This is a genomic window from Rhodococcus tukisamuensis NBRC 100609 (assembly GCF_001894985.1).
Classification (GTDB): Bacteria; Actinomycetota; Actinomycetes; order Mycobacteriales; family Mycobacteriaceae; genus Rhodococcus_G; species Rhodococcus_G tukisamuensis.
On record NZ_BCXG01000003.1, the window covers coordinates 211,151 to 228,778 of the forward strand.

17 protein-coding genes are annotated in these 17,628 nt (G+C 69.8%); 6 read left to right on the top strand and 11 right to left on the bottom strand.

All coding sequences use genetic code 11. The features are described 5' to 3' along the window. Positions 1 to 69 precede the first annotated feature (69 nt). The 3 genes from RT2_RS04920 (at position 70) to RT2_RS04930 (ending at position 3,878) form a co-directional block, all read left to right on the top strand. On the top strand, positions 70 to 780 hold the full coding sequence (locus tag RT2_RS04920; RefSeq protein ID WP_175478199.1) for a DUF4190 domain-containing protein: 711 nt from the start codon (positions 70 to 72) through the stop codon (positions 778 to 780). Positions 781 to 891: 111 nt separating this feature from the next. After that, positions 892 to 1,839 (top strand): peptidase associated/transthyretin-like domain-containing protein, encoded by a 948-nt coding sequence (locus tag RT2_RS04925; RefSeq protein WP_072843527.1) that lies wholly within the window; start codon positions 892 to 894, stop codon positions 1,837 to 1,839. Positions 1,840 to 1,910: 71 nt separating this feature from the next. Continuing rightward, on the top strand, positions 1,911 to 3,878 hold the full coding sequence (locus RT2_RS04930) for a M13 family metallopeptidase (RefSeq protein ID WP_072843528.1): 1,968 nt from the start codon (positions 1,911 to 1,913) through the stop codon (positions 3,876 to 3,878). Positions 3,879 to 3,926: 48 nt separating this feature from the next. Here RT2_RS04930 and RT2_RS04935 read toward each other — a convergent pair whose 3' ends face one another. Together RT2_RS04935 and RT2_RS04940 are read right to left on the bottom strand one after the other, a co-directional pair. Then, entirely contained in the window at positions 3,927 to 5,288 is a 1,362-nt protein-coding gene (locus RT2_RS04935) for a DUF2252 domain-containing protein (protein WP_072843406.1), read from the bottom strand. A 65-nt stretch (positions 5,289 to 5,353) separates the two neighbouring features. Beyond that, the gene (locus tag RT2_RS04940; protein WP_245709202.1) at positions 5,354 to 7,117 is read right to left on the bottom strand and encodes an ABC transporter ATP-binding protein; all 1,764 of its coding nucleotides are present in this window, start codon (positions 7,115 to 7,117) and stop codon (positions 5,354 to 5,356) included. A 79-nt stretch (positions 7,118 to 7,196) separates the two neighbouring features. Here RT2_RS04940 and RT2_RS04945 point away from each other — a divergent pair, with 79 nt between their 5' ends. Then, entirely contained in the window at positions 7,197 to 7,769 is a 573-nt protein-coding gene (locus RT2_RS04945) for a TetR/AcrR family transcriptional regulator (protein ID WP_072843408.1), read from the top strand. Between the two features lie 15 nt (positions 7,770 to 7,784). Here the strand turns inward: RT2_RS04945 and RT2_RS04950 are convergent, their stop codons facing one another. The 3 genes from RT2_RS04950 to RT2_RS04960 all read right to left on the bottom strand — a co-directional run bounded on the left by RT2_RS04950 (position 7,785) and on the right by RT2_RS04960 (position 10,738). Beyond that, complete coding sequence (locus RT2_RS04950) at positions 7,785 to 8,765, bottom strand: L,D-transpeptidase (protein ID WP_072843529.1); 981 nt, start codon at positions 8,763 to 8,765, stop codon at positions 7,785 to 7,787. A 165-nt stretch (positions 8,766 to 8,930) separates the two neighbouring features. Further along, positions 8,931 to 10,145, bottom strand: coding sequence for a serine hydrolase domain-containing protein (locus tag RT2_RS04955; protein ID WP_072843409.1), 1,215 nt, complete (start codon positions 10,143 to 10,145; stop codon positions 8,931 to 8,933). Positions 10,146 to 10,147: 2 nt separating this feature from the next. After that, complete coding sequence (locus RT2_RS04960) at positions 10,148 to 10,738, bottom strand: HdeD family acid-resistance protein (RefSeq protein WP_072843410.1); 591 nt, start codon at positions 10,736 to 10,738, stop codon at positions 10,148 to 10,150. A gap of 162 nt (positions 10,739 to 10,900) precedes the next feature. On the opposite strand from RT2_RS04960, the gene RT2_RS04965 reads away from it, so the two are divergent. Then, positions 10,901 to 11,806, top strand: coding sequence for an alpha/beta fold hydrolase (locus RT2_RS04965; RefSeq protein WP_072843530.1), 906 nt, complete (start codon positions 10,901 to 10,903; stop codon positions 11,804 to 11,806). An 18-nt stretch (positions 11,807 to 11,824) separates the two neighbouring features. On the opposite strand, the gene RT2_RS04970 is transcribed toward RT2_RS04965, so the two are convergent. Beyond that, positions 11,825 to 12,301 carry a DUF6194 family protein gene (locus RT2_RS04970; RefSeq protein ID WP_072843411.1) on the bottom strand — a complete coding sequence of 159 codons (477 nt, stop codon included), beginning with the start codon at positions 12,299 to 12,301 and terminating at the stop codon, positions 11,825 to 11,827. Positions 12,302 to 12,364: 63 nt separating this feature from the next. Between RT2_RS04970 and RT2_RS04975 the strand changes: the two genes are divergently transcribed. Then, positions 12,365 to 13,117 (top strand): MerR family transcriptional regulator, encoded by a 753-nt coding sequence (locus RT2_RS04975; RefSeq protein WP_083577069.1) that lies wholly within the window; start codon positions 12,365 to 12,367, stop codon positions 13,115 to 13,117. A gap of 14 nt (positions 13,118 to 13,131) precedes the next feature. Here RT2_RS04975 and RT2_RS04980 read toward each other — a convergent pair whose 3' ends face one another. From RT2_RS04980 to RT2_RS05000, 5 genes are all read right to left on the bottom strand, one after another. Continuing rightward, positions 13,132 to 14,202, bottom strand: coding sequence for a DNA polymerase domain-containing protein (locus RT2_RS04980; RefSeq protein WP_072843412.1), 1,071 nt, complete (start codon positions 14,200 to 14,202; stop codon positions 13,132 to 13,134). Beyond that, positions 14,202 to 14,564 (bottom strand): DUF309 domain-containing protein, encoded by a 363-nt coding sequence (locus tag RT2_RS04985; protein ID WP_072843413.1) that lies wholly within the window; start codon positions 14,562 to 14,564, stop codon positions 14,202 to 14,204. Before RT2_RS04985 ends, RT2_RS04980 begins: the two co-directional genes overlap by 1 nt. After that, positions 14,561 to 15,613, bottom strand: a complete 1,053-nt coding sequence (locus RT2_RS04990) for an ATP-dependent DNA ligase (protein WP_072843414.1) — start codon at positions 15,611 to 15,613, stop codon at positions 14,561 to 14,563. Before RT2_RS04990 ends, RT2_RS04985 begins: the two co-directional genes overlap by 4 nt. A 76-nt stretch (positions 15,614 to 15,689) precedes the next feature. Then, positions 15,690 to 15,902 carry a dodecin gene (locus RT2_RS04995; RefSeq protein ID WP_072843415.1) on the bottom strand — a complete coding sequence of 71 codons (213 nt, stop codon included), beginning with the start codon at positions 15,900 to 15,902 and terminating at the stop codon, positions 15,690 to 15,692. A 374-nt stretch (positions 15,903 to 16,276) separates the two neighbouring features. Continuing rightward, complete coding sequence (locus RT2_RS05000; RefSeq protein WP_072843416.1) at positions 16,277 to 17,422, bottom strand: magnesium and cobalt transport protein CorA; 1,146 nt, start codon at positions 17,420 to 17,422, stop codon at positions 16,277 to 16,279. Positions 17,423 to 17,628: the final 206 nt, after the last annotated feature.

Genomic DNA, 17,628 nt, shown 5'->3' on the forward strand with positions numbered 1-17,628 from the left:
CGGCCGGGCGCGGACTATCCTGCAGGGGCGATCAGATTCGGTACTCACGGTTTCGATCGAGGAGAGACGATGACCCAGCCCCCTCAGCCACCGGACGGCCCGCAACCGGGCAACGAACCGCCGTCAGAGGATCAGCCGGGTGGGCAACCGGGTGGGCAACCCGGCGGCCAGCCGAACTACCCGCAGTACCAGCCCCCGTACCCGGGACCGCCGCAGCCTCCGGGGCAGCAGTACCCCGGCCAGCCGCCGCAGTACCCCGGCCAGCCTTACCCAGGACAGCCGCAACAGCCCGGCCAGCCTTACCCGGGACAGCCGCAACAGCCCGGCCAGTACCCGGGACAGCAGTACCCCGCCCAGCCCTACGCTGCCCAGCCCAGCGCACCCGCCGCGCAGAACGGCGCGGGCCTCGCTGCCCTGATCGTCGGAATCCTGGCCCTGGTGACCTCGTGGACCGTCATCGGCGGCGTGGTGCTGGGCATCCTCGCGGTGATCCTCGGGTTCGTCGGCCGCTCGCAGGTCCGCAAGCAGCGCGCCACCAACGGCGGCACGTCCCTGGCCGGCATCCTGCTCGGCGTCCTCGCGGTGATCATCTCGATCGTGCTCGTGGTGGTGGGCATCGGCCTGTTCAACCGCGTCGGAGGCCGGGATTTCGTCGACTGCATGCGTGACGCCGGCAGCAGCGAACGGGCCCAACAGCGCTGCATCGACGAGTTTCAGCAGAACATCGAGGACCGGTTCTCGGTGACCCTGGAGGCCCCCACGGTCGTCCCGCCCCGCTGACCTTCCACACAGCAGACTCACAGCGTTTTCACTGCGACCGGACAGGACCGTCGCAGCGTTCTCGCAGCGGCGCCCGCGAGGGTGGACCGCAACAGCGAGACGGGAGAAAGCGTGAACAAGGACATCGAACGCAGCCGGGCCCGGGTCAGCCGGCGACGCGCCCTGGCCCTCGGCGGCACGGTCGGCCTCAGCGGACTCATCGCGGCCTGCACGGGCAATGGCGCGTCGGGCGGCGGCGCCACCACCACCACGACCTCGGTCGTCACCGACTCGACGGCCGCCGGCGACGACGTGATGGCGCTGCTGGCCCGGGCACCGCAGTGCGTGACCAGCAAGGAGGAGACGCAGGGACCGTACTGGTTCGACGTCGACTCGATCCGCAGCGACATCAGAGAGGACCGGCCCGGCACCACCTTCGAGCTGGCGATCCGGGTCCAGGACAGCACCACCTGCACGCCCGAGGGCGGCGGCGGGACGGCCAACGCCGTGGTCGAGATCTGGCACTGCGACGCCGGTGGGGCGTACTCCGGCTTCGAGTCGGGATCGCAGGCCTCGAACGGCGGCGGCCCACCGGCCGGCGGCGGTCCGGGCGGGCAGCCCCCGACGGGCGCGCCTCCGGCCGGCGGGCCCGGCGGCGGCGATGGTCCGGGCGCCGGCGGTCCGGGCGGCGCCGGATCCGGGGAGACCTCCGACGGCTCCTACAGCGTCGGCGACAGCGAGGCCACCACCACGGACGACGGCACCTACTTGCGGGGCGCGCAGGTCACCGACGCCAACGGGGTCGCCGCGTTCACCACCGTCTTCCCCGGCTGGTACATGGGCCGGACCACGCACATCCACGTCAAGGTGCACGTGGACAAGAAGACCGTGCTGACCACCCAACTGTTCTTCGACGAGGCCCTGCTCGGCGAGGTCTACGCCGGCGCCCCGTACGACGAGCACACCGGCCGCGGGAACAACACGACCAATGCCCAGGACGGCATCTTCGACGAATCCGGCCTGGTGACCGTCGTGAAGACCACGGACGGCTATCGCGGCGCCGTCAACATCGGCGTCTAGGCACTCGTGCTCGTGCGCGGTTGACGGGTCCACGGACCCGTCAACCGCGCACGAGCCGCCGAGCGGCCATGATGGAGGGCATGACGCGCTCCGGAATCGACCTCACCCACCTCGACACGGGCATCCGAGCCCAGGACGACCTGTTCGTCCACGTCAACGGCCAGTGGCTCGACAGCTACGAGATACCCGCCGACCGGGCCGTCGACGGCGCATTCCGCACCCTCTACGACCAGGCCGAGATCGACGTGCAGGCGATCATCACCGAGTCCGCCGCAGCCGCGGGCGCGCCGGGCACCGACTCGCAGCGGATCGGCGACCTGTACAGCTCGTTCATGGACGCCGACGCCGTCGAGCGCGCGGGCCTGGAGCCCATCGCAGCGGAGCTGGCCGAGGTCGACGCCGTCGCCGACGGGTCCGCGCTCGCGGGTCTGCTGGGTCGGCTCGAGCGCGTCGGAGTCGGCGGCGTGGTGGCCAGCTATGTCGACACCGACGCCAAGGACTCCACCCGCTACCTGGTGCACCTCACGCAGTCCGGCATCGGCCTGCCCGACGAGTCCTACTACCGCGAGGACTCCTACGCCGACACCCGCGGGGCCTACCGGGCGCACGTGCAGGCCATGCTCGCCCTCGCCGGCAGACCCGACCCGGCCGGCGACGCGCAGCGCATTCTCGACCTCGAGACCGCGATCGCGGCCGGCCACTGGGACGTGGTCAAGCGGCGTGACGCGGAGCTGAGCTACAACCTGGTGACGTTTGCGGACCTCGCCCGCGAGAACCCCGGGTTCGACTGGGCCGCATGGGTCTCCGGCCTCGGCGGCACCACGGAAACGTTCGCGGAGCTGGTGGTCCGCCAGCCCAGCTTCCTCGCCTCGATGACCGCACTGTGGGCCGAGCGCCCGCTCGAGGACTGGAAGGCGTGGACTGCCTGGCGGGTGATCCACTCGCGCGCACCGTATCTCACCGAGGACGTGGTCGCCGAGAACTTCGACTTCTACGGCAGGACCCTGACCGGCGCGGAGGAGAACCGCGAGCGGTGGAAGCGTGGTGTGACGCTGGTGCAGGACCTGATCGGCGAGGCCGTCGGCAAGCTGTACGTGGAGCGGCACTTCCCCGCCCAGGCCAAGGCGCGGATGCAGGAACTGGTCGCCAACCTGCAGGAGGCGTACCGGCGCAACATCTCCGAACTGGAGTGGATGGGACCCGAGACCCGCAAGGCCGCGCTGACCAAGCTGGAGAAGTTCACCCCGAAGATCGGCTACCCCGACAAGTGGCGCGACTACTCCGGGCTGCAGATCACCGCCGACGACCTGGTCGGCAACTACCGCCGCGGTTACGCCACCGAGCACGACCGCGACCTGGCCAAGCTCGGCGGCCCGGTGGACCGTGACGAGTGGTTCATGACGCCGCAGACCGTCAACGCCTACTACAACCCCGGGATGAACGAGATCGTCTTCCCGGCAGCCATCCTGCAGCCGCCGTTCTTCGACGCGGAAGCCGACGACGCCGCCAACTACGGCGGGATCGGCGCGGTGATCGGCCACGAGATCGGGCACGGCTTCGACGACCAGGGCGCCAAGTACGACGGCGACGGCAACATGGTCGACTGGTGGACCGACGACGACCGCACCGAGTTCGGCAAGCGCACCACCGCGCTGATCGAGCAGTACAACGCGTTCGAGCCGAAGGCACTGCCCGGCCACAAGGTCAACGGAGAGTTCACCATCGGCGAGAACATCGGCGACCTGGGCGGGCTGTCCATTGCACTCGAGGCGTACCGGATCGCGTTGGACGGCAAGCAGGCCCCGGAGATCGACGGGCTGACCGGACTGCAGCGGGTGTTCTTCGGGTGGGCCCAGGTGTGGCGAACCAAGGCCCGCAACGAGGAGGCCCTGCGCCGCCTCGCCGTCGACCCGCACTCGCCGCCGGAGTTCCGCTGCAACGGCGTGGTGCGCAACCTGGACACCTTCCACGACGCGTTCGACGTGACGCCCGGCGACGACCTCTACCTGGAACCCGAACTCCGCGTGCGCATCTGGTAGCAGAGCCGTCGTGTTCGCGCGGAGTTGGCGGGCGGATCGGTCCGCCCGTCAACCTCGCGCAGCGCGCACCCTCCGGTAGTCCCGCCGGTTCTGTTTGCCGTAGCGGACGGCGAACCGCTCGATCGCCGCGTCGAACGCCGCCCCGCTGCCGAGGTACCCGTCTATCGCAATCGGATCCCCGGTGCGGGCGTGGGCGCGGGCCAGCGCGCTCGCACACACCCGCGCGTACACCCGCATGCCCTCCGGACGCATGACGCTGATGTCGAAGCCGCCCTTCTTGTCCCGCAGCTGCCGAACGTAGAAGTCGCGGCCCAGCGGACCGGTCCCGGTGAACCAGCCGAGGAACGGGTCGCTCGCACTCTGGATCAGGCGCTGCCCCTCGACCACCCGCTGCCCCTGGTCCCGGTACTCGACGCCCTCGACGTACGGCGCCAGCACCGATTCCTGTGCCTCCTTGATCTGCAGGAACAGTGGGTCCTGGGTGGTGTCCCCGACGAACAGCACGATGAAGCACATGGTGCCGACGGACCCGACCCCCACTACCTTGCGCGCGATGTCCTGGAAGCGGTACCGCGCCACCAGCTGACGGCGGTCACTGGCGAGGGTGTCCAGGTAGTTGGCATAGGCGTCGAAGAGCAGCTTGGTCGCCTCGGCGTGCCGGTCGTGCGGGAGCCGCACCACCAGCGGCGGATCCTCCTTGATCCGCAGGCCCTCGCTGGTGACGGTCGCGAACCGTGCCAGGTTGTCCAGCGGGGTGCGCCGCTCCGCCTTCGCGAACACCGCCTCGGTCGCGGCGACCGGCCGGGCGCCGACCATCTCCCGCACCAGTTCACGCAGGGCGTCCGCCTCGATCCGTGCGTACCAGATGTCGAGGGAGGTCATGCCTGCCGCGCGCGCCATCGTCTCCCGGTACGCCTGCCCCACCACCCGGGCGGCCGCGCGCGCCTCCCGAGGTTCGTGACCGTCCTCGACGGACGCGACGAACACCGACGCCGCGAGCCGCTTGACGTCCCACTCGAAGGGGCCTCGATGCACCTCGTCGAAGTCGTTGAGGTCGAACACCAGTCGCCGGTCCGGGCCGGCGAAGAGTCCGAAGTTCGCCAGGTGGGCGTCCCCGCAGGCCATGACCATCAGGTCGGTGCGCGGCCCGTGTGCGAGGTCCCACGCCATGATCGCCGCCGACCCCCGCAGGAAGCTGAACGGCGAGGCCAGCATCCGCTGGTACCGCAGCGGCACCAACTCGGGCACCCTGGTGGCGTTCTGCCGGTCGAGGATGCCGGTCGGGTCGGGGCGGTCGGCGGGCGGTGACCACTCGCCGAGTGCCTCCCGCCGGACGGCGGCTCGCAGCCCTTTACCGCGCCGACGTCGAGCATCGGCGGGTTCCGGCGGTTCGAAAACGGCACCTGCCATCGCCCGATGGTACCGCCGCCGAGAACGTTTCCGCAGCTAGACGTGACGATTGTGCAGCGCGGCGGTCAGACGGCGATCGGCTCAGCCGTGCTGATCCGAAGCGCCGCGACCAGTTCCCGGTACAGCGCGTCGGAGCGCAACAGCTCGGCATGGGTGCCGCTGGCCCGAATCCGCCCGTCCTCCATCACCAGGATCCTGTCCGCGTCGATCACGGTGGAGAGCCGGTGCGCGATGGTCACCACAGCACTGTCCTTGGACAGTTCGCGGATCACCTCGTGGATGGCGGCCTCGGTGCGGCCGTCCACCTGGGCGGTGGCCTCGTCGAGCAGCAGCACGTCGGGACGCCGGACAATGGCCCGCGCCACGGCGATTCGCTGTCGCTGGCCCCCGGAAATGCTGGTGCCGGACACATCGCTGTCCAAGCCCTCGTCCAGCGCACGGACCATGTCATCGAGGTGCACCGCGCGCAACGCCTCCCAGACCTCGTCCTCGCTGGCCCCCGGGTGGGTGAACAGCAGGTTCGAACGCATCGTCCCCGGCACGATGGGAGTTTCCTGCTCTACGTACGCCAGCCGCGAGCGCACCTGTTCGTACGAGATCTCCGAGAACGGGACGCCGTCGAGCAGGATCTCGCCGCTCTCGGGGTGGAGGAAGCGCAGCAACAGCGAGAACACCGTGGTCTTACCGGCTCCGGACGGACCGACGATCGCGGTGTGGCCACGCGCGGGGATGCTCGCACTGACCCCCCGCAGGGACGGTTCGGAGCCGGGTGCATATCGTGCGGTGACGTCGACAAGCTCGAGCACCGGCACGTCCGGCGCGGCATGCAGCTGTCGGACCTGGACCTCGTCCTGCTCTTCGGCCTCCATCGCCTGGACCTCGCGGATCCGTCCTGCCGCAGCGATCCCCGCCTGGAAGAGCGTGAAGTTCTGCGTCAGCTCCGTCACCGGCATCATCATCATGAACGCGTACATCAGGAAGGCGACCAGACCGGATACCGCCAGGGCACCGGTGCTGACCCGCCACGCCCCGAAGGCCAGGATTCCGACGATGGCGAGCTGCAGTCCCGCACCGGCGACGGTCCAGACCACCGCGGAGATCCGTGCGACACGCACGCTGTGCAGCTGCGAGTCCTTGGCGTCGACGATGATCCGCTCGGTCTCCCGATCCTCTGCCCGGCTGGACTTCACCGTGCGGATCGCGCGAAGCGCACCCTCGAGCACGCCGCCCAGTCGGCCCACGGATTCCTGCACCTTCCGCTGCGACTTCCCGATCATCGGCATCAGCACCGCCGCGAGCACACCCACCACCGCCAGGGCACCCACCATGGTGCCCAGCAGGACCAGGTCGAGCACCGCCATCATCACCAGCGTGCCGACGATCGCCACCACTCCGTTGACAATGCCCACCAGCGAGGTGGACGTGGCCTCCCGCAGCAACATGGTGTCCGAGGTGACGCGAGTGACCAGCTCACCGGACGGCCGCTTGGTCACGCTTGCCACGGTGGCACGAAAGTAGCTGCGCACCATCGATTCCCGCGCCTCGAACACCACCCGGGCGGCGAGCGAACCCATCAGGTTCAGCTGCACGAACCCGATGCTGCCGGCGGCAAGGAGCAGTAGCACCAGGATGGTGATCGGCCCGCCGAGCCCGCCACCGGTACCCAGCGTGTCGAGAACCACCTTGATCATCATCGGCAACGCGAGCCCGACCGCGGTGAACGCGCACGACAGGACCAGACCGATCGACAGTGCCACCCGGTGCGGACGAATGAAGGACCACAACAGTCGCACGTTCGGCCAGGACTCCTGCGCCGTCGAATCAGTCATGTCCATCAGTGAACCACCAATGTCCCATTTATGTCGTGGTTTGTTCCAGATTGGATCTCAATGCTGTTACCGTCATTCCATGTCCATAGATTCCGCCACCGAATCAGGCACACGGGCCCGGACTCGCCGCGCGATCCTCGACGCGGCATTCCAGACCCTCGGCCGAAACTCGGGTGCGTCGCTCGGAGAGATCGCCGCCGAGGCGGAGGTCGGGCGTAGCACGCTGCATCGCTACTACCCAGAGCGCGCCGACCTGCTGGTCGCGCTCGGCCAGGACGCACTCGACAAGCTCGGCGCGGCACTGGATCGGGCCCGCCCTGTCGACGGGCCGGCCGACGCCGCATTACGTCGGATGAGCCACGAGTGCTTCGACCTCGGCCCCGTCCTGACACTCGTATTCGGCGATCCCCACTCCCTGGCGAACCAGGAGTTCTGGGACCGCCTGGGCACCATCGACGCGCCCCTGATCACGCTGATCGAGCGGGGCCAGCAGGAAGGTTCCATCGGCTGCGCACTCCAGGTCCGCTGGATCCGCAGGATGTTGTGGTGGACGCTGCTCACCGGCTGGGAGAGCTTCGAGCACGAGGGCTACTCGCGGACCGAGGCACTCGAGGCCATCGACATGACGATCTCGGGCATTACGCGAGACTAGGGCTCCGCCCCACCCTCACCGGTTCCAGTCCCCCAGTCCGTCGCGGCCGTCGAGGACACCGCCCGCGGTGTTCTGCACGATCACCGGGTCGCCCTTCTTGGCATTCTCGAAAAACCACCGGCCGTCCTCGGTGCTGACATTGAGGCAGCCGTGACTGACGTTCGTGTAGCCCTGATCCGCGACCGACCACGGCGCCGCGTGCAGGAAGATGCCGCTGTAGGAGATGCGCGTGGCGTACTCCACGTAGGTCCGGTAGCCCTCCGGTGAATCCACCGGAACACCGTAGGTGGACGAGTCCATGTACATCTCGCGCACTCGCTCGCCGACGATGTAGGTGCCGTTGGGCGTCTCGTGACCGGTCTTGCCCATCGAGGTGGGCATCGTCTTGACCACCTCGCCGTTGCGGGTGACCACGATCTGCTTGGTGTTGTCGTCCGCCGTCGCGACCAGGGCGTCGCCGATCCGGAACGCCGACCGCGCCCCGCCCGCCTCGACCACCACGTCGGCGTTCGCCGGCCAGAACGCATTCGGCCGCCACCGGACCTGGCTGTCGTTGATCCAGTAGAAGTGGCCGTCCACCCTCGGGGTGCTGGTGATCCGGACCGCCCGCTCGGCCTGGGCGCGGTCGCCGATGCCCTCGTCGAACCGGATGACGATCGGCTGCGCGACGCCGACGACCTCGCCCTCGGACGGGTCGAGGCGTGGCGCCGAGAAGTTTGCAGGACCCACCGGCGGCTCCACGGGCGCCGGCGAGACCGGCACGGGCAGCCCGGGGACGGTCGGCAACTCAACGGCCGGCAGTGACAACTCCGGCAACTCGGGCTTCGGCAATTCGGGTAGCTGCCACTGGGGCAGGGTCGGCGCCTCAGGCCCACCCGGGAACAGCGGTGCCGCCTGCGCCGTCGGGATCATTACGACCCCGACGGCCACCGCCCCCAGCAGTGCGGCCCCGATTCGCGCCGCCCAGCGGGCCCGTCCGGTCGTCTCGGTACCCATTTCGCCCCCGTCGCTCGGCTGCCGCCGATCCGCCGCGACGAACACGGCCTCCTGCCGACAGTGCCTCAAACTCCTTACCCATGGTAATCAGGTGTCCGATTTGCGCAGGTGTCCCACGCCGGTAGCGGGCTGGGAACTCGAACCAGGCCGAGCCGGCGCCTGCGGTTACGGGCGAGCCGCGATCGCCTGTGCCTTCGCACCGAGACGGGCCAGACGCAGGTCGCCCAGCGCGGTGAGCGCGCTGCCCATCCTGTTGGTGACATAGCCCAACGACAACCCGGTCGCGGGGTCCGCGTACCCGCCGGAGCCGCCGACGCCGTAGTGCCCGAACGCGTACCGCGGCTGGCCGCGGGTGGCGACGATGACCGGGTGGTATCCGAGCCGCCAGTTCACCGGCGCGCCCCCGAGGACGTAATCGCGACGACGGGTCTGGACGGTCCCCATCTGGGCAATCGTCTCCGGCCGCAGAAACTCTCGCCCGTCGATCGTCCCGCCGTTCGCGATGGCGCCGTACATCTTGGCCAGTGCCCGTGCGGTGAACACCCCGTTCCAGCCCGGCATGACCGCATCGTGCACGGCGGGATCCCGGACCAGTTCGTCGAAGCCGTCCGGCATGGCCGCCTCGGCGAGCCCGTTCAGCGGGCGCACCCGGGTGAGCACCGACGACGTCGGACCCCACGGCATGCCGCCGGGGTTGATGTGCGGGAACAGTTTTGCGATCCGGTCCCGCTTCTCCACCGGCACCCGATACCAGAAGTCCGCCACTCCGAGCGGTTCTGCGATCTCGGTGCGCACCACGTCCGTGAACTCACGGCCGGACGCGCGGGCCACGATCTCCGCGACGATCCAGCCGAATGTCACCGCGTGGTACCCCGGCCCGGACAGCCGCCGGGGGTCCGGCGGGCTCGCGGCCAGTGCGGCGACCACCGTGTCGTAGTCCAGCAGCGCACGTTTGCCCGGGACCAAGCCGCGGACCTTGTGCAGTCCGGCGCGGTGGGTGAGCACGTCGCGGACCGTGATCCGCTCCTTGCCTGCCGCCGCGAACTCCGGCCAGTAGGTCGCCACCGGCTCGTCGTAGGACAGCACGCCGCGCTCCGCGAGTCGGTGCACCACGGTGCTGGCGACGCCCTTGCCGGTGGAGAACGACAGCGCCATCGTGTCGTGGGTCCAGCGCCGGTCACGGTCGGCCCAACCGGCCCAGATGTCCAGCACCAGTTCGCCGTCCAGGTACGCCGACAAGGCCCCGCCGCCGTGCTGCGGGCGGCGGTACATCGCGAAGAACCGGTCGGCCAGCGGCAGGAACCGCGGGTCCACGTGCATCTGTGTCGGCGGCCGGGTGATCTCGTCGAGGTGGTGGATCCGGGCGGTGCGCTCACTCATCGTCACACCACGCCGGCGCGTTTCGCCGCGGCACGCACCTGCCAGGCGGCGATCAGCAGCAGCACGCCCTCGATGATCGCGAACACGCCGATCAGCTTGATCAGGCCGATGATGCCGTCCCCCGGGAAGATCACCAGCACCAGGCCGAAGACCACCGCCAGCACACCGATCAGCAGCAGCCAGCCCCAGTGCGCCCCGCCGGCCGCGCGCACCTGGAACGCACCGAGCACCTCGAGCACGCCGATCAGGATCGCCCAGAAGCCCACCAGGTACACGAAGACCAACGCGGTGATCTCGGGCCACACCAGGACCGCGATGCCCGCGGCCACGGAGACCAGCGCGGCGACCAACCACCACACCCACCCCGGGCTGACCGACCGGGCCGCGATCGCACGGGCCGCGGTGACCAGGCCGTCGATGATCCAGTAGATGCCGACCACGAATACCAGCGCATGTACGGTCACCGCGGGCCAGGCGATCGCGACGATGCCGAACACCACGGCGATCACGCCGCGCAGCACCACCGACCACCACACGTCCTTGCCGATTCGCAGGATGGCATCATTGCTGCCGACGAGAGGACTGTCCGTCATCGCAACCTCCGACTGTGTGCGGGACGCCCGGTCGCCGGAGCGCCTGGGCGGGTACCGCGAGCCTACTGTCGACGGGCACACCGAGGGGCCGGAAAGCGGTTACTCAGGGTGGCAAACGGCTTCGGCCCGAACCGGCCGCGGCGTGTGGTCTACCGTGCAGTGATGAGCGTCCCCCGCGAAGGCCGGATCGACCTCGAGACGGTGTCGCTGTCGACCCTCGAATGGGGTCCGCGCGGCGGTCCGCTCGCATTGTGCCTGCACGGATATCCCGACACGGCGTGGACGTGGCGGCATCTCGGCCCGGCCCTGGGCGAGCGCGGCTGGCGGGTGATCGCACCGTTCACCCGCGGCTACGCGCCGTCGTCGATCCCCTCCGACGGCAGCTACCACATCGGCGCACTGATGGACGACGCCGTGGGAATCCACACTGCCGTCGACGCCGACGATTCGGCCGTCCTCATCGGGCACGACTGGGGATCCGTGACGTCGAACGGGCTGGCAGCACATCGTGATTCGCCGTTCGGCCGCGTGGTGTCGATGGCCGTGCCACCGGCGCCCGCATTCGTCCCGCGCCGGTCCCCGTCGGAGCTCCTCGCCGTGCCCCGGCTCCTGGCCACCCAACTGCCGAGAAGTTGGTACATGCTGTTCAACCAGCTGCCCCGGGTGCCGGAACGCTCGCTCGACCGGCTGATCCCCCACCTTTGGCGCCGCTGGTCGCCGGGCTACGACGCCGGCGAGGACCTCGAACATGTTGCGGCGGCACTGAAGTCGACCGCAAGCCGGACCGCGGCCCTCGGCTACTACCGCGCCGCGCTGCGCCCCTTCCCCCGGCCTCCGGCGCGTTACCGCCACTGGCAGTCGGCCCTTCTGCAGGCACCGACCGTGCCGATGCTCTACCTCCACGGCGACGACGACGGCTGCATGACGCCGCGCTACGCGGACCGCGTGCAGGCAGCCCTGCCAGCCGGTAGCCGGGTGGCTCGGATTCCGCGCGCGGGCCACTTCCTGCATCTGGAGCAGCCCGAGACCGTGAACCGGTTGGTCCTCGACTTCGTCGGCGAAGGCTGACCGCTCCGGCGCGACGGGTCACTGCTGCCGCGGTTGTGCCCGCCGCCCGTACCCCGAGCGGGCCAGATGATGTGCGCTGCCCAGGAGTTCACGGATCGCCGGCTCCGTCCGCGACCCCGGATTCACCACCGCCAGCCAGCCCAGCGTGCCGTAGACGGGGTGCGGCATCACCGTGTCGGCCACGCTCGGGTCGACCTCGCTCGTGGTGGCGTCGCGCGGCCTCAGGCCTGTTCGACCGACGAAGGCGTCCGTGCCGGCGAAGAGATTCAGCCGGAAGGTGTCCGGGCGGTTGAGGCGCGATCGCTCGTCGCCCGGGTAGTCCTTCGTCACGATCGTCGCGAACGGCTGGGTCGTCGCGGGAACCTCGCCGTCGGGTGCGTAGTAGAAGAACGTGTCGCCCCAACTGACCTCCGGGGACCCGTCACCGGGGGCCGGCCGGAGGGTGAGAACCCCGCCGAGGCCGTCGAGGAACTCGATGATTTCGTCGATGCTCATGTGTTCCAGCCTTTCATTCATGTCCTTGTGGAGACTTTGGCCGAGATACACCAAGGTGGACGGGTGGGAAGTCGCAAGTCGGCCGGAATCCGGACGATCGATGTCGCGCGCCGGGCCGGGTACTCCGTCCAGCAGGTGCGCAATCTCGAACGGGACGGCGTGCTGCCGCCGGCCGGACGCACCGACGCGGGATACCGGATCTACGACGAGACGCATCTGCGTTCCGCACTGGCCTACCGCGCCCTGGCGGACGGCACCGGGCCGATCGAGGCCAAGGAGATCATGCGCGCGGCGCAGGCACACCGCACTTCGGACCTGCTAGCCCTGCTCGACGCGGCGCACGCCCGGCTCCACACGGAGCGGCGGGAACTCGCGCTGGCCGAGCGGGCGGCCTCGGCAATCTCCGAGGAACCCATCGACGACGTCCGCCCGTCGGACGCGATGAGCATCGCCGAACTCGCAACCGCACTGGGTGTGCGCCCCTCGACGTTGCGGCACTGGGACGCGGAAGGCCTCGTCGTTCCCCGTCGCGACTCCCCTCGGGACCCGCGGCGGTACCTCCCCGGCGACGTGCGGGACGCACGGATCGTCCATCAGCTCCGGATGGCCGGCTACCGCATCGCGCCGCTCCAGGCCTTGCTGCCGCAGCTGCGACGCGTCGAGCGGTGGGACGAAGTGTCGGCCACACTGGCCGCCCGGGGCGCGAGCATCGACGCCCGGTCGAGGGCTCTCCTCGAGGGTGCCGCCGCACTCAGCACCTTGATCTCCCCGACTGTGGCCCCGGCTCCCGGCGTCCGCACGCCAGCCCTGGATTGACCGAGCGGCAGTCGTCAGTGCTTCGGGGCCTTGTCCTGCCCGGTCAGATCCCGGTCCCGGCTCGGCTGCACCCGCTTCGGCTCGCCCGGCATCTTCGGGTACTGCGGGGGATACGGCATGTCCCCGAGACCGTTCGACGCATCCCGCTCGGCCATCTCCAGCAGCCCGTCGAGCGAGTGCACCACGGCGTCGATGCCGGCGGCCGGGTCCCCGCGCCGTGCCACCAGGTCCGGCACCGTCGCGATGGTGAAGTCGTCCGGCTCGACGTCCGCGAGCTCGGCCCAGGTCACCGGCGTCGACACCGTCGCCCGCGGGGTCTTGCGCACCGAGTACGCCGACGCGACCGTCTTGTCCCGCGCGGTCTGGTTGAAGTCCACGAAGATCCGCGCGCCTCGCTCCTCCTTCCACCAGGCGGTCGTCACCCGCGTGGGGTCCCGGCGTTCGACCTCACGGGCCAGCGCGATGACGGCGCGCCGCACCTCGATGAAGTCCCAGCGCGGCTCGATCCGGACGTAGACGTGCACGCCGCGACCACCGGACGTCTTGGGGTAGCCGACCAGGCCGAGTTCGTCGAGCAGCGGCGCGAGCACGTCCAACGCCACCGCCCGGGCCTCGGCGAACCCGGTGCCGGGCTGCGGGTCGAGGTCGATGCGCAGCTCGTCGGGCCGGTCCGGGTCGACCGAGCGCACCGGCCACGGATGGAAGGTCACGTTGCCCATCTGCGCGGCCCACACTATGTCGGCGGGGCTGCGCACCAGCAGCGCGTCGGCGGTCCGACCGTTCGGGTTGGTGACGGTGCAGGTGCCCACGTACTCGGGCCGCTTCGCGGGGATCCGCTTCTGGTAGATCTCCTCGCCCTCGATGCCGTCCGGGAACCGCTGCAGGTGCGTCGGCCGGTCGCGCAGCGCGGTCATGATGCCGCCGCCCTCGTAGAGCGCGATGGTCCGGTAGTACTCCACCAGGTGCCGCTTGGTCCCGCCGTCGGCGCCGAGCTGCGGAAAGTAGATCTTGTCGGGGCTCGACAGCCGGACCACGATGCCGTCCACGTCGAGTTCGACTGCGGCGCCTGCACTCTTGGCTGCCATCACGGCATCCTCAGTCGCGGCAGGGGCACGGTCGTCACGGGGGTACCGCCTTCGAGTTCGTCGGCCAGGTGGACGGCCCAGGCGCACAGGCCGCTGACGTCGAGGGCGTGCGGGGGCCGGGACTCGTAGGCGCCGACGAGATCGGCGCCGCGGCGGAGCTCGCGCGCCGCGCCGGGCCCGTCCCCCACCGCGGCGCTCAGCCCGGCGGCGAGCCGGCCGAGCCCCTCCCACAGTTCCAGCTCGTCGGCGGGGGCGGTGCGCCAGGCGTCGGCGAACAGCCGCTGCGCCTGCGCGGGCTCGCCGTGGTCGAACAACCGCTGGGCCTCGGTCACGACGGCGCCGAGGTCCGTGGTCCCGGTCATGACGCACCGCCCGCCAACACGTCGGTCAGGTCGTATCGCACCGGAACCTCCAGTTGCTCGTAGGTGCATTCGCGCGGTTCCCGGTCCGGACGCCAGCGCAGGAACCGTCCGGCGTGCCGCAGCCGGTCGCCCTCCATCTGGTCGTACGCGACCTCCACCACCAGTTCCGGTCGCAGCGGCACCCACTGCCGGTCCTTGCCAGCGGACCACCGGCTGGCCTCGCCGTCGTTGACGACGTCCTCGCCGAGCCGCAGCGGGTCGAGGATGGCCTGCAGCTCGATCCGCCTGGCCGCGGTGAACGCGGAGGCGCCGCCGATGAAGTGCATCTCGTCGCCGTCGTAGAGGCCGAGCAGCATCGAGCCGATCCCCGGCTGACTCTTGTGCGGGCGGTACCCGATCACCACGCAGTCCGCGGTGCGCGCATGCTTGACCTTGATCATCTCCCGCTTGTTCGGAAGGTAACGCCCGGCAAGCTTTTTCGCGACCACGCCGTCCAGGCCGGCACCCTCGAACGTCGAGAACCACTCCTGCGCGAGGCTCGCGTCGGTGGTCGCGGTGGTGACATGGCAGGACCGGCCTCCGGATCCGACGGCGTCGAGCAGCAGTTCGCGGCGCCGGGCGAACGGCTCCCCGGTCAGGTCCCGGTCGTCGAGCGCGAGCAGGTCGAAACCGACCAGCTGCGACGGCGTCTGCTCGGACAGGAGCGTGACCCGACTGGCGGCGGGGTGGATCCGCTCGGAGAGCGCCTCCCAGTCCAGCCGGGTGCGACCGTCCACCTCGCGCGGGACCACCAGCTCACCGTCCAGCACGCAGCGCGACGGCAGTTCCTCGCGGACCGCCGCGAGCATCTCGGGAAAGTACCGTCCCAGGTCCTTGCCGCTGCGCGAGCTGAGCACCACCTCGTCGCCGTCGCGGAAGACGATGGCGCGGAAGCCGTCCCACTTCGGCTCGTAGGACCACACCGGATCCTCGCCCTCCGGCTGCGCGGGCACGGCGGCGGCAGCCTTCGCGAGCATCGGTTGCAGGGGCGGAGCCAACGGGAGATCCACGCCCCCATACTTGCGCACCGGCCGCGGATCCGCGAGGCAAAACGCCCGCCGCGCCGCCCGACTCGCCTGCGCGGGACTACGCGGAGTCGAGCCGGAACCCCAGCTTGAGCGTCACCTGCACGTGCCCGACCTTGCCGTCCACGATGTGCCCGCGGGTGTGCACCACCTCGAACCACTCCAGGTTGCGGACGGTCTCCCCGGCCCGGGCGATCGCGCCGGCAATGGCGTCGTCGATCCCCTTGGTCGAGGACCCGACCACCTCGGTGACGCTGTAGACGTGGCTGCTCATCGGTCTTCCTCACTCTTCGGTGACGGAGTCCAACCAGCGTAGGACCGGGAGTCTGACCCTGTACAGGTGTCGCCGGCGACCCTCGCCCCGAATAGCGTTGTACGAATTCAAGGAACTGCCGTGCCGGGAGATCTCGAACCGTAGAGTGGCCGACGGCCGCGACACCGTCGCGCCGTATTCACCTGTCCAGAAGGGGACCCCTCGTGGAGAAGATCCGCAACTACGGCCTGCTCGTCAAGTACCTCGTCAGCACCCAGTGGAAGAAGCTGCGCGGCGGCAAGGACACCGCTCAGCAGAACCAGGGCTGAGCCGGCGACACCACCCGTGAGTCCTTCGGCCCACCCAAGGACCGAGGACTCACGGGCGCGAAGCGCCTACAGCCAGCCGCGACGCTTGAAGATCGTGTACAGCCCGCCGCAGGTCAGCATCATCATCCCCAGCGCCATCGGATAGCCGCCCGCCCAGTGCAGCTCCGGCATCGAGTCGAAGTTCATCCCGTAGACCGTGCCGATCAGCGTGGGGGCGAACAGGATTGCGGCCCATGCCGAGACCTTCTTGATCTCCTCGTTCTGCGCATAGCTCGCCTGGGTCAGCGCGGACATCTCCTCGTTCTGCGTCTGCGAGACGAGCGTCGCGTTGACGGTGAGGATGTTGCCCAGCAGCTGCCGGAACCCGTCGGCGCGTTCGACCACCGTGGTGGCGTGGTCGGTGACGTCGCGCAGGTACTTCTGCAGTTCCTCGTCCGTCTTGTACTTCTCGAACCCGGCCGAGAGCCCACTGAGCATGTCGAGCAGCGGCCGGGTGGCGCGCTGGAACTCGATGACCTCGCGGGTCAGCTCGTAGATGCGCCGCGACACCTTCGGGTCGCCGCTGAACACCTCGGTCTCGATCTCGTCGATGTCGTTCTGCAGGCCGGCGACGACGGGTGCGTAGCCGTCGACGACGGCGTCGAGAATCGCGTAGAGCACGGCCTCGGGACCGAGCCGCAGCAGGTCGGGATCGCTTTCCATCCGCGCCCGCACCGCGGACAGGTTCGGCGACTCGCTGTGCCGGACAGTGAGCACGAAGGTCGGACCGCAGAAGATGTGCAGCTCACCGAAGTCGACGCGCTCGGTCTCGTCGAGGTACCGGGCGGCGCGCAGCACCACGAACAGGGTGTCGCCGTATCGCTCGAGCTTGGGCCGCTGGTGCGCGACGATCGCGTCCTCGACCGCCAGCTCGTGCAGCCCGAACTGCTTCGCGGCGGCGTACAGCTGTTCCGCGTCTGGCCGGTACATCCCGATCCAGGCCATCGACGACGCGTCGGGCAGGCTCCGCAAGGCCTCGGCCAGGTTCGACGGCGTCTCGATCCGAAATCCGTCGCGGTAGACGCCGCTGTTGACGACGCTCGCCTCGACCGGGGCGATCGCCGGGGTGGGCGGCGCCTGGTGCGGGGCCATCGAGTGCTCGGGGACGAGTTCGTGCGACGGGTTGGCGGCACGGCTGGGCAGCAGTTCGCGGAAGGGGCGCTTTTGACGCATGGGTTCAGCTTTCGCGTAAGTCGGGGCACGGCGGGCGCCGCTACCACCGCGGCGCCGATGCGGTCGCGAAGCCGTCAACCGCGCGAGCAGGACACGCTCTGCGCGACTAGCGACTTCGGTAGGTACTCGGAGGTTGGCTCACGGCAAGCCACACCTCCTCTTCCCCTCGACCCTGCTCAGCCGGCTCATGCCAGACCCCGACACCC

What these genes read in the sequence shown, in the direction of transcription:
- RT2_RS04950 (WP_072843529.1), bottom strand. Translation starts at nt 8,765, where the DNA reads ATGGGTACCGAGACGACCGGACGGGCCCGCTGGGCGGCGCGAATCGGG.
- RT2_RS04920 (WP_175478199.1), top strand. Translation starts at nt 70, where the DNA reads ATGACCCAGCCCCCTCAGCCACCGGACGGCCCGCAACCGGGCAACGAA.
- RT2_RS05000 (WP_072843416.1), bottom strand. Translation starts at nt 17,422, where the DNA reads ATGCGTCAAAAGCGCCCCTTCCGCGAACTGCTGCCCAGCCGTGCCGCC.
- RT2_RS04935 (WP_072843406.1), bottom strand. Translation starts at nt 5,288, where the DNA reads ATGGCAGGTGCCGTTTTCGAACCGCCGGAACCCGCCGATGCTCGACGT.
- RT2_RS04955 (WP_072843409.1), bottom strand. Translation starts at nt 10,145, where the DNA reads ATGAGTGAGCGCACCGCCCGGATCCACCACCTCGACGAGATCACCCGG.
- RT2_RS04930 (WP_072843528.1), top strand. Translation starts at nt 1,911, where the DNA reads ATGGAGGGCATGACGCGCTCCGGAATCGACCTCACCCACCTCGACACG.
- RT2_RS04985 (WP_072843413.1), bottom strand. Translation starts at nt 14,564, where the DNA reads ATGACCGGGACCACGGACCTCGGCGCCGTCGTGACCGAGGCCCAGCGG.
- RT2_RS04965 (WP_072843530.1), top strand. Translation starts at nt 10,901, where the DNA reads ATGAGCGTCCCCCGCGAAGGCCGGATCGACCTCGAGACGGTGTCGCTG.
- RT2_RS04995 (WP_072843415.1), bottom strand. Translation starts at nt 15,902, where the DNA reads ATGAGCAGCCACGTCTACAGCGTCACCGAGGTGGTCGGGTCCTCGACC.
- RT2_RS04980 (WP_072843412.1), bottom strand. Translation starts at nt 14,202, where the DNA reads ATGGCAGCCAAGAGTGCAGGCGCCGCAGTCGAACTCGACGTGGACGGC.
- RT2_RS04940 (WP_245709202.1), bottom strand. Translation starts at nt 7,117, where the DNA reads ATGACTGATTCGACGGCGCAGGAGTCCTGGCCGAACGTGCGACTGTTG.
- RT2_RS04970 (WP_072843411.1), bottom strand. Translation starts at nt 12,301, where the DNA reads ATGAGCATCGACGAAATCATCGAGTTCCTCGACGGCCTCGGCGGGGTT.
- RT2_RS04945 (WP_072843408.1), top strand. Translation starts at nt 7,197, where the DNA reads ATGTCCATAGATTCCGCCACCGAATCAGGCACACGGGCCCGGACTCGC.
- RT2_RS04960 (WP_072843410.1), bottom strand. Translation starts at nt 10,738, where the DNA reads ATGACGGACAGTCCTCTCGTCGGCAGCAATGATGCCATCCTGCGAATC.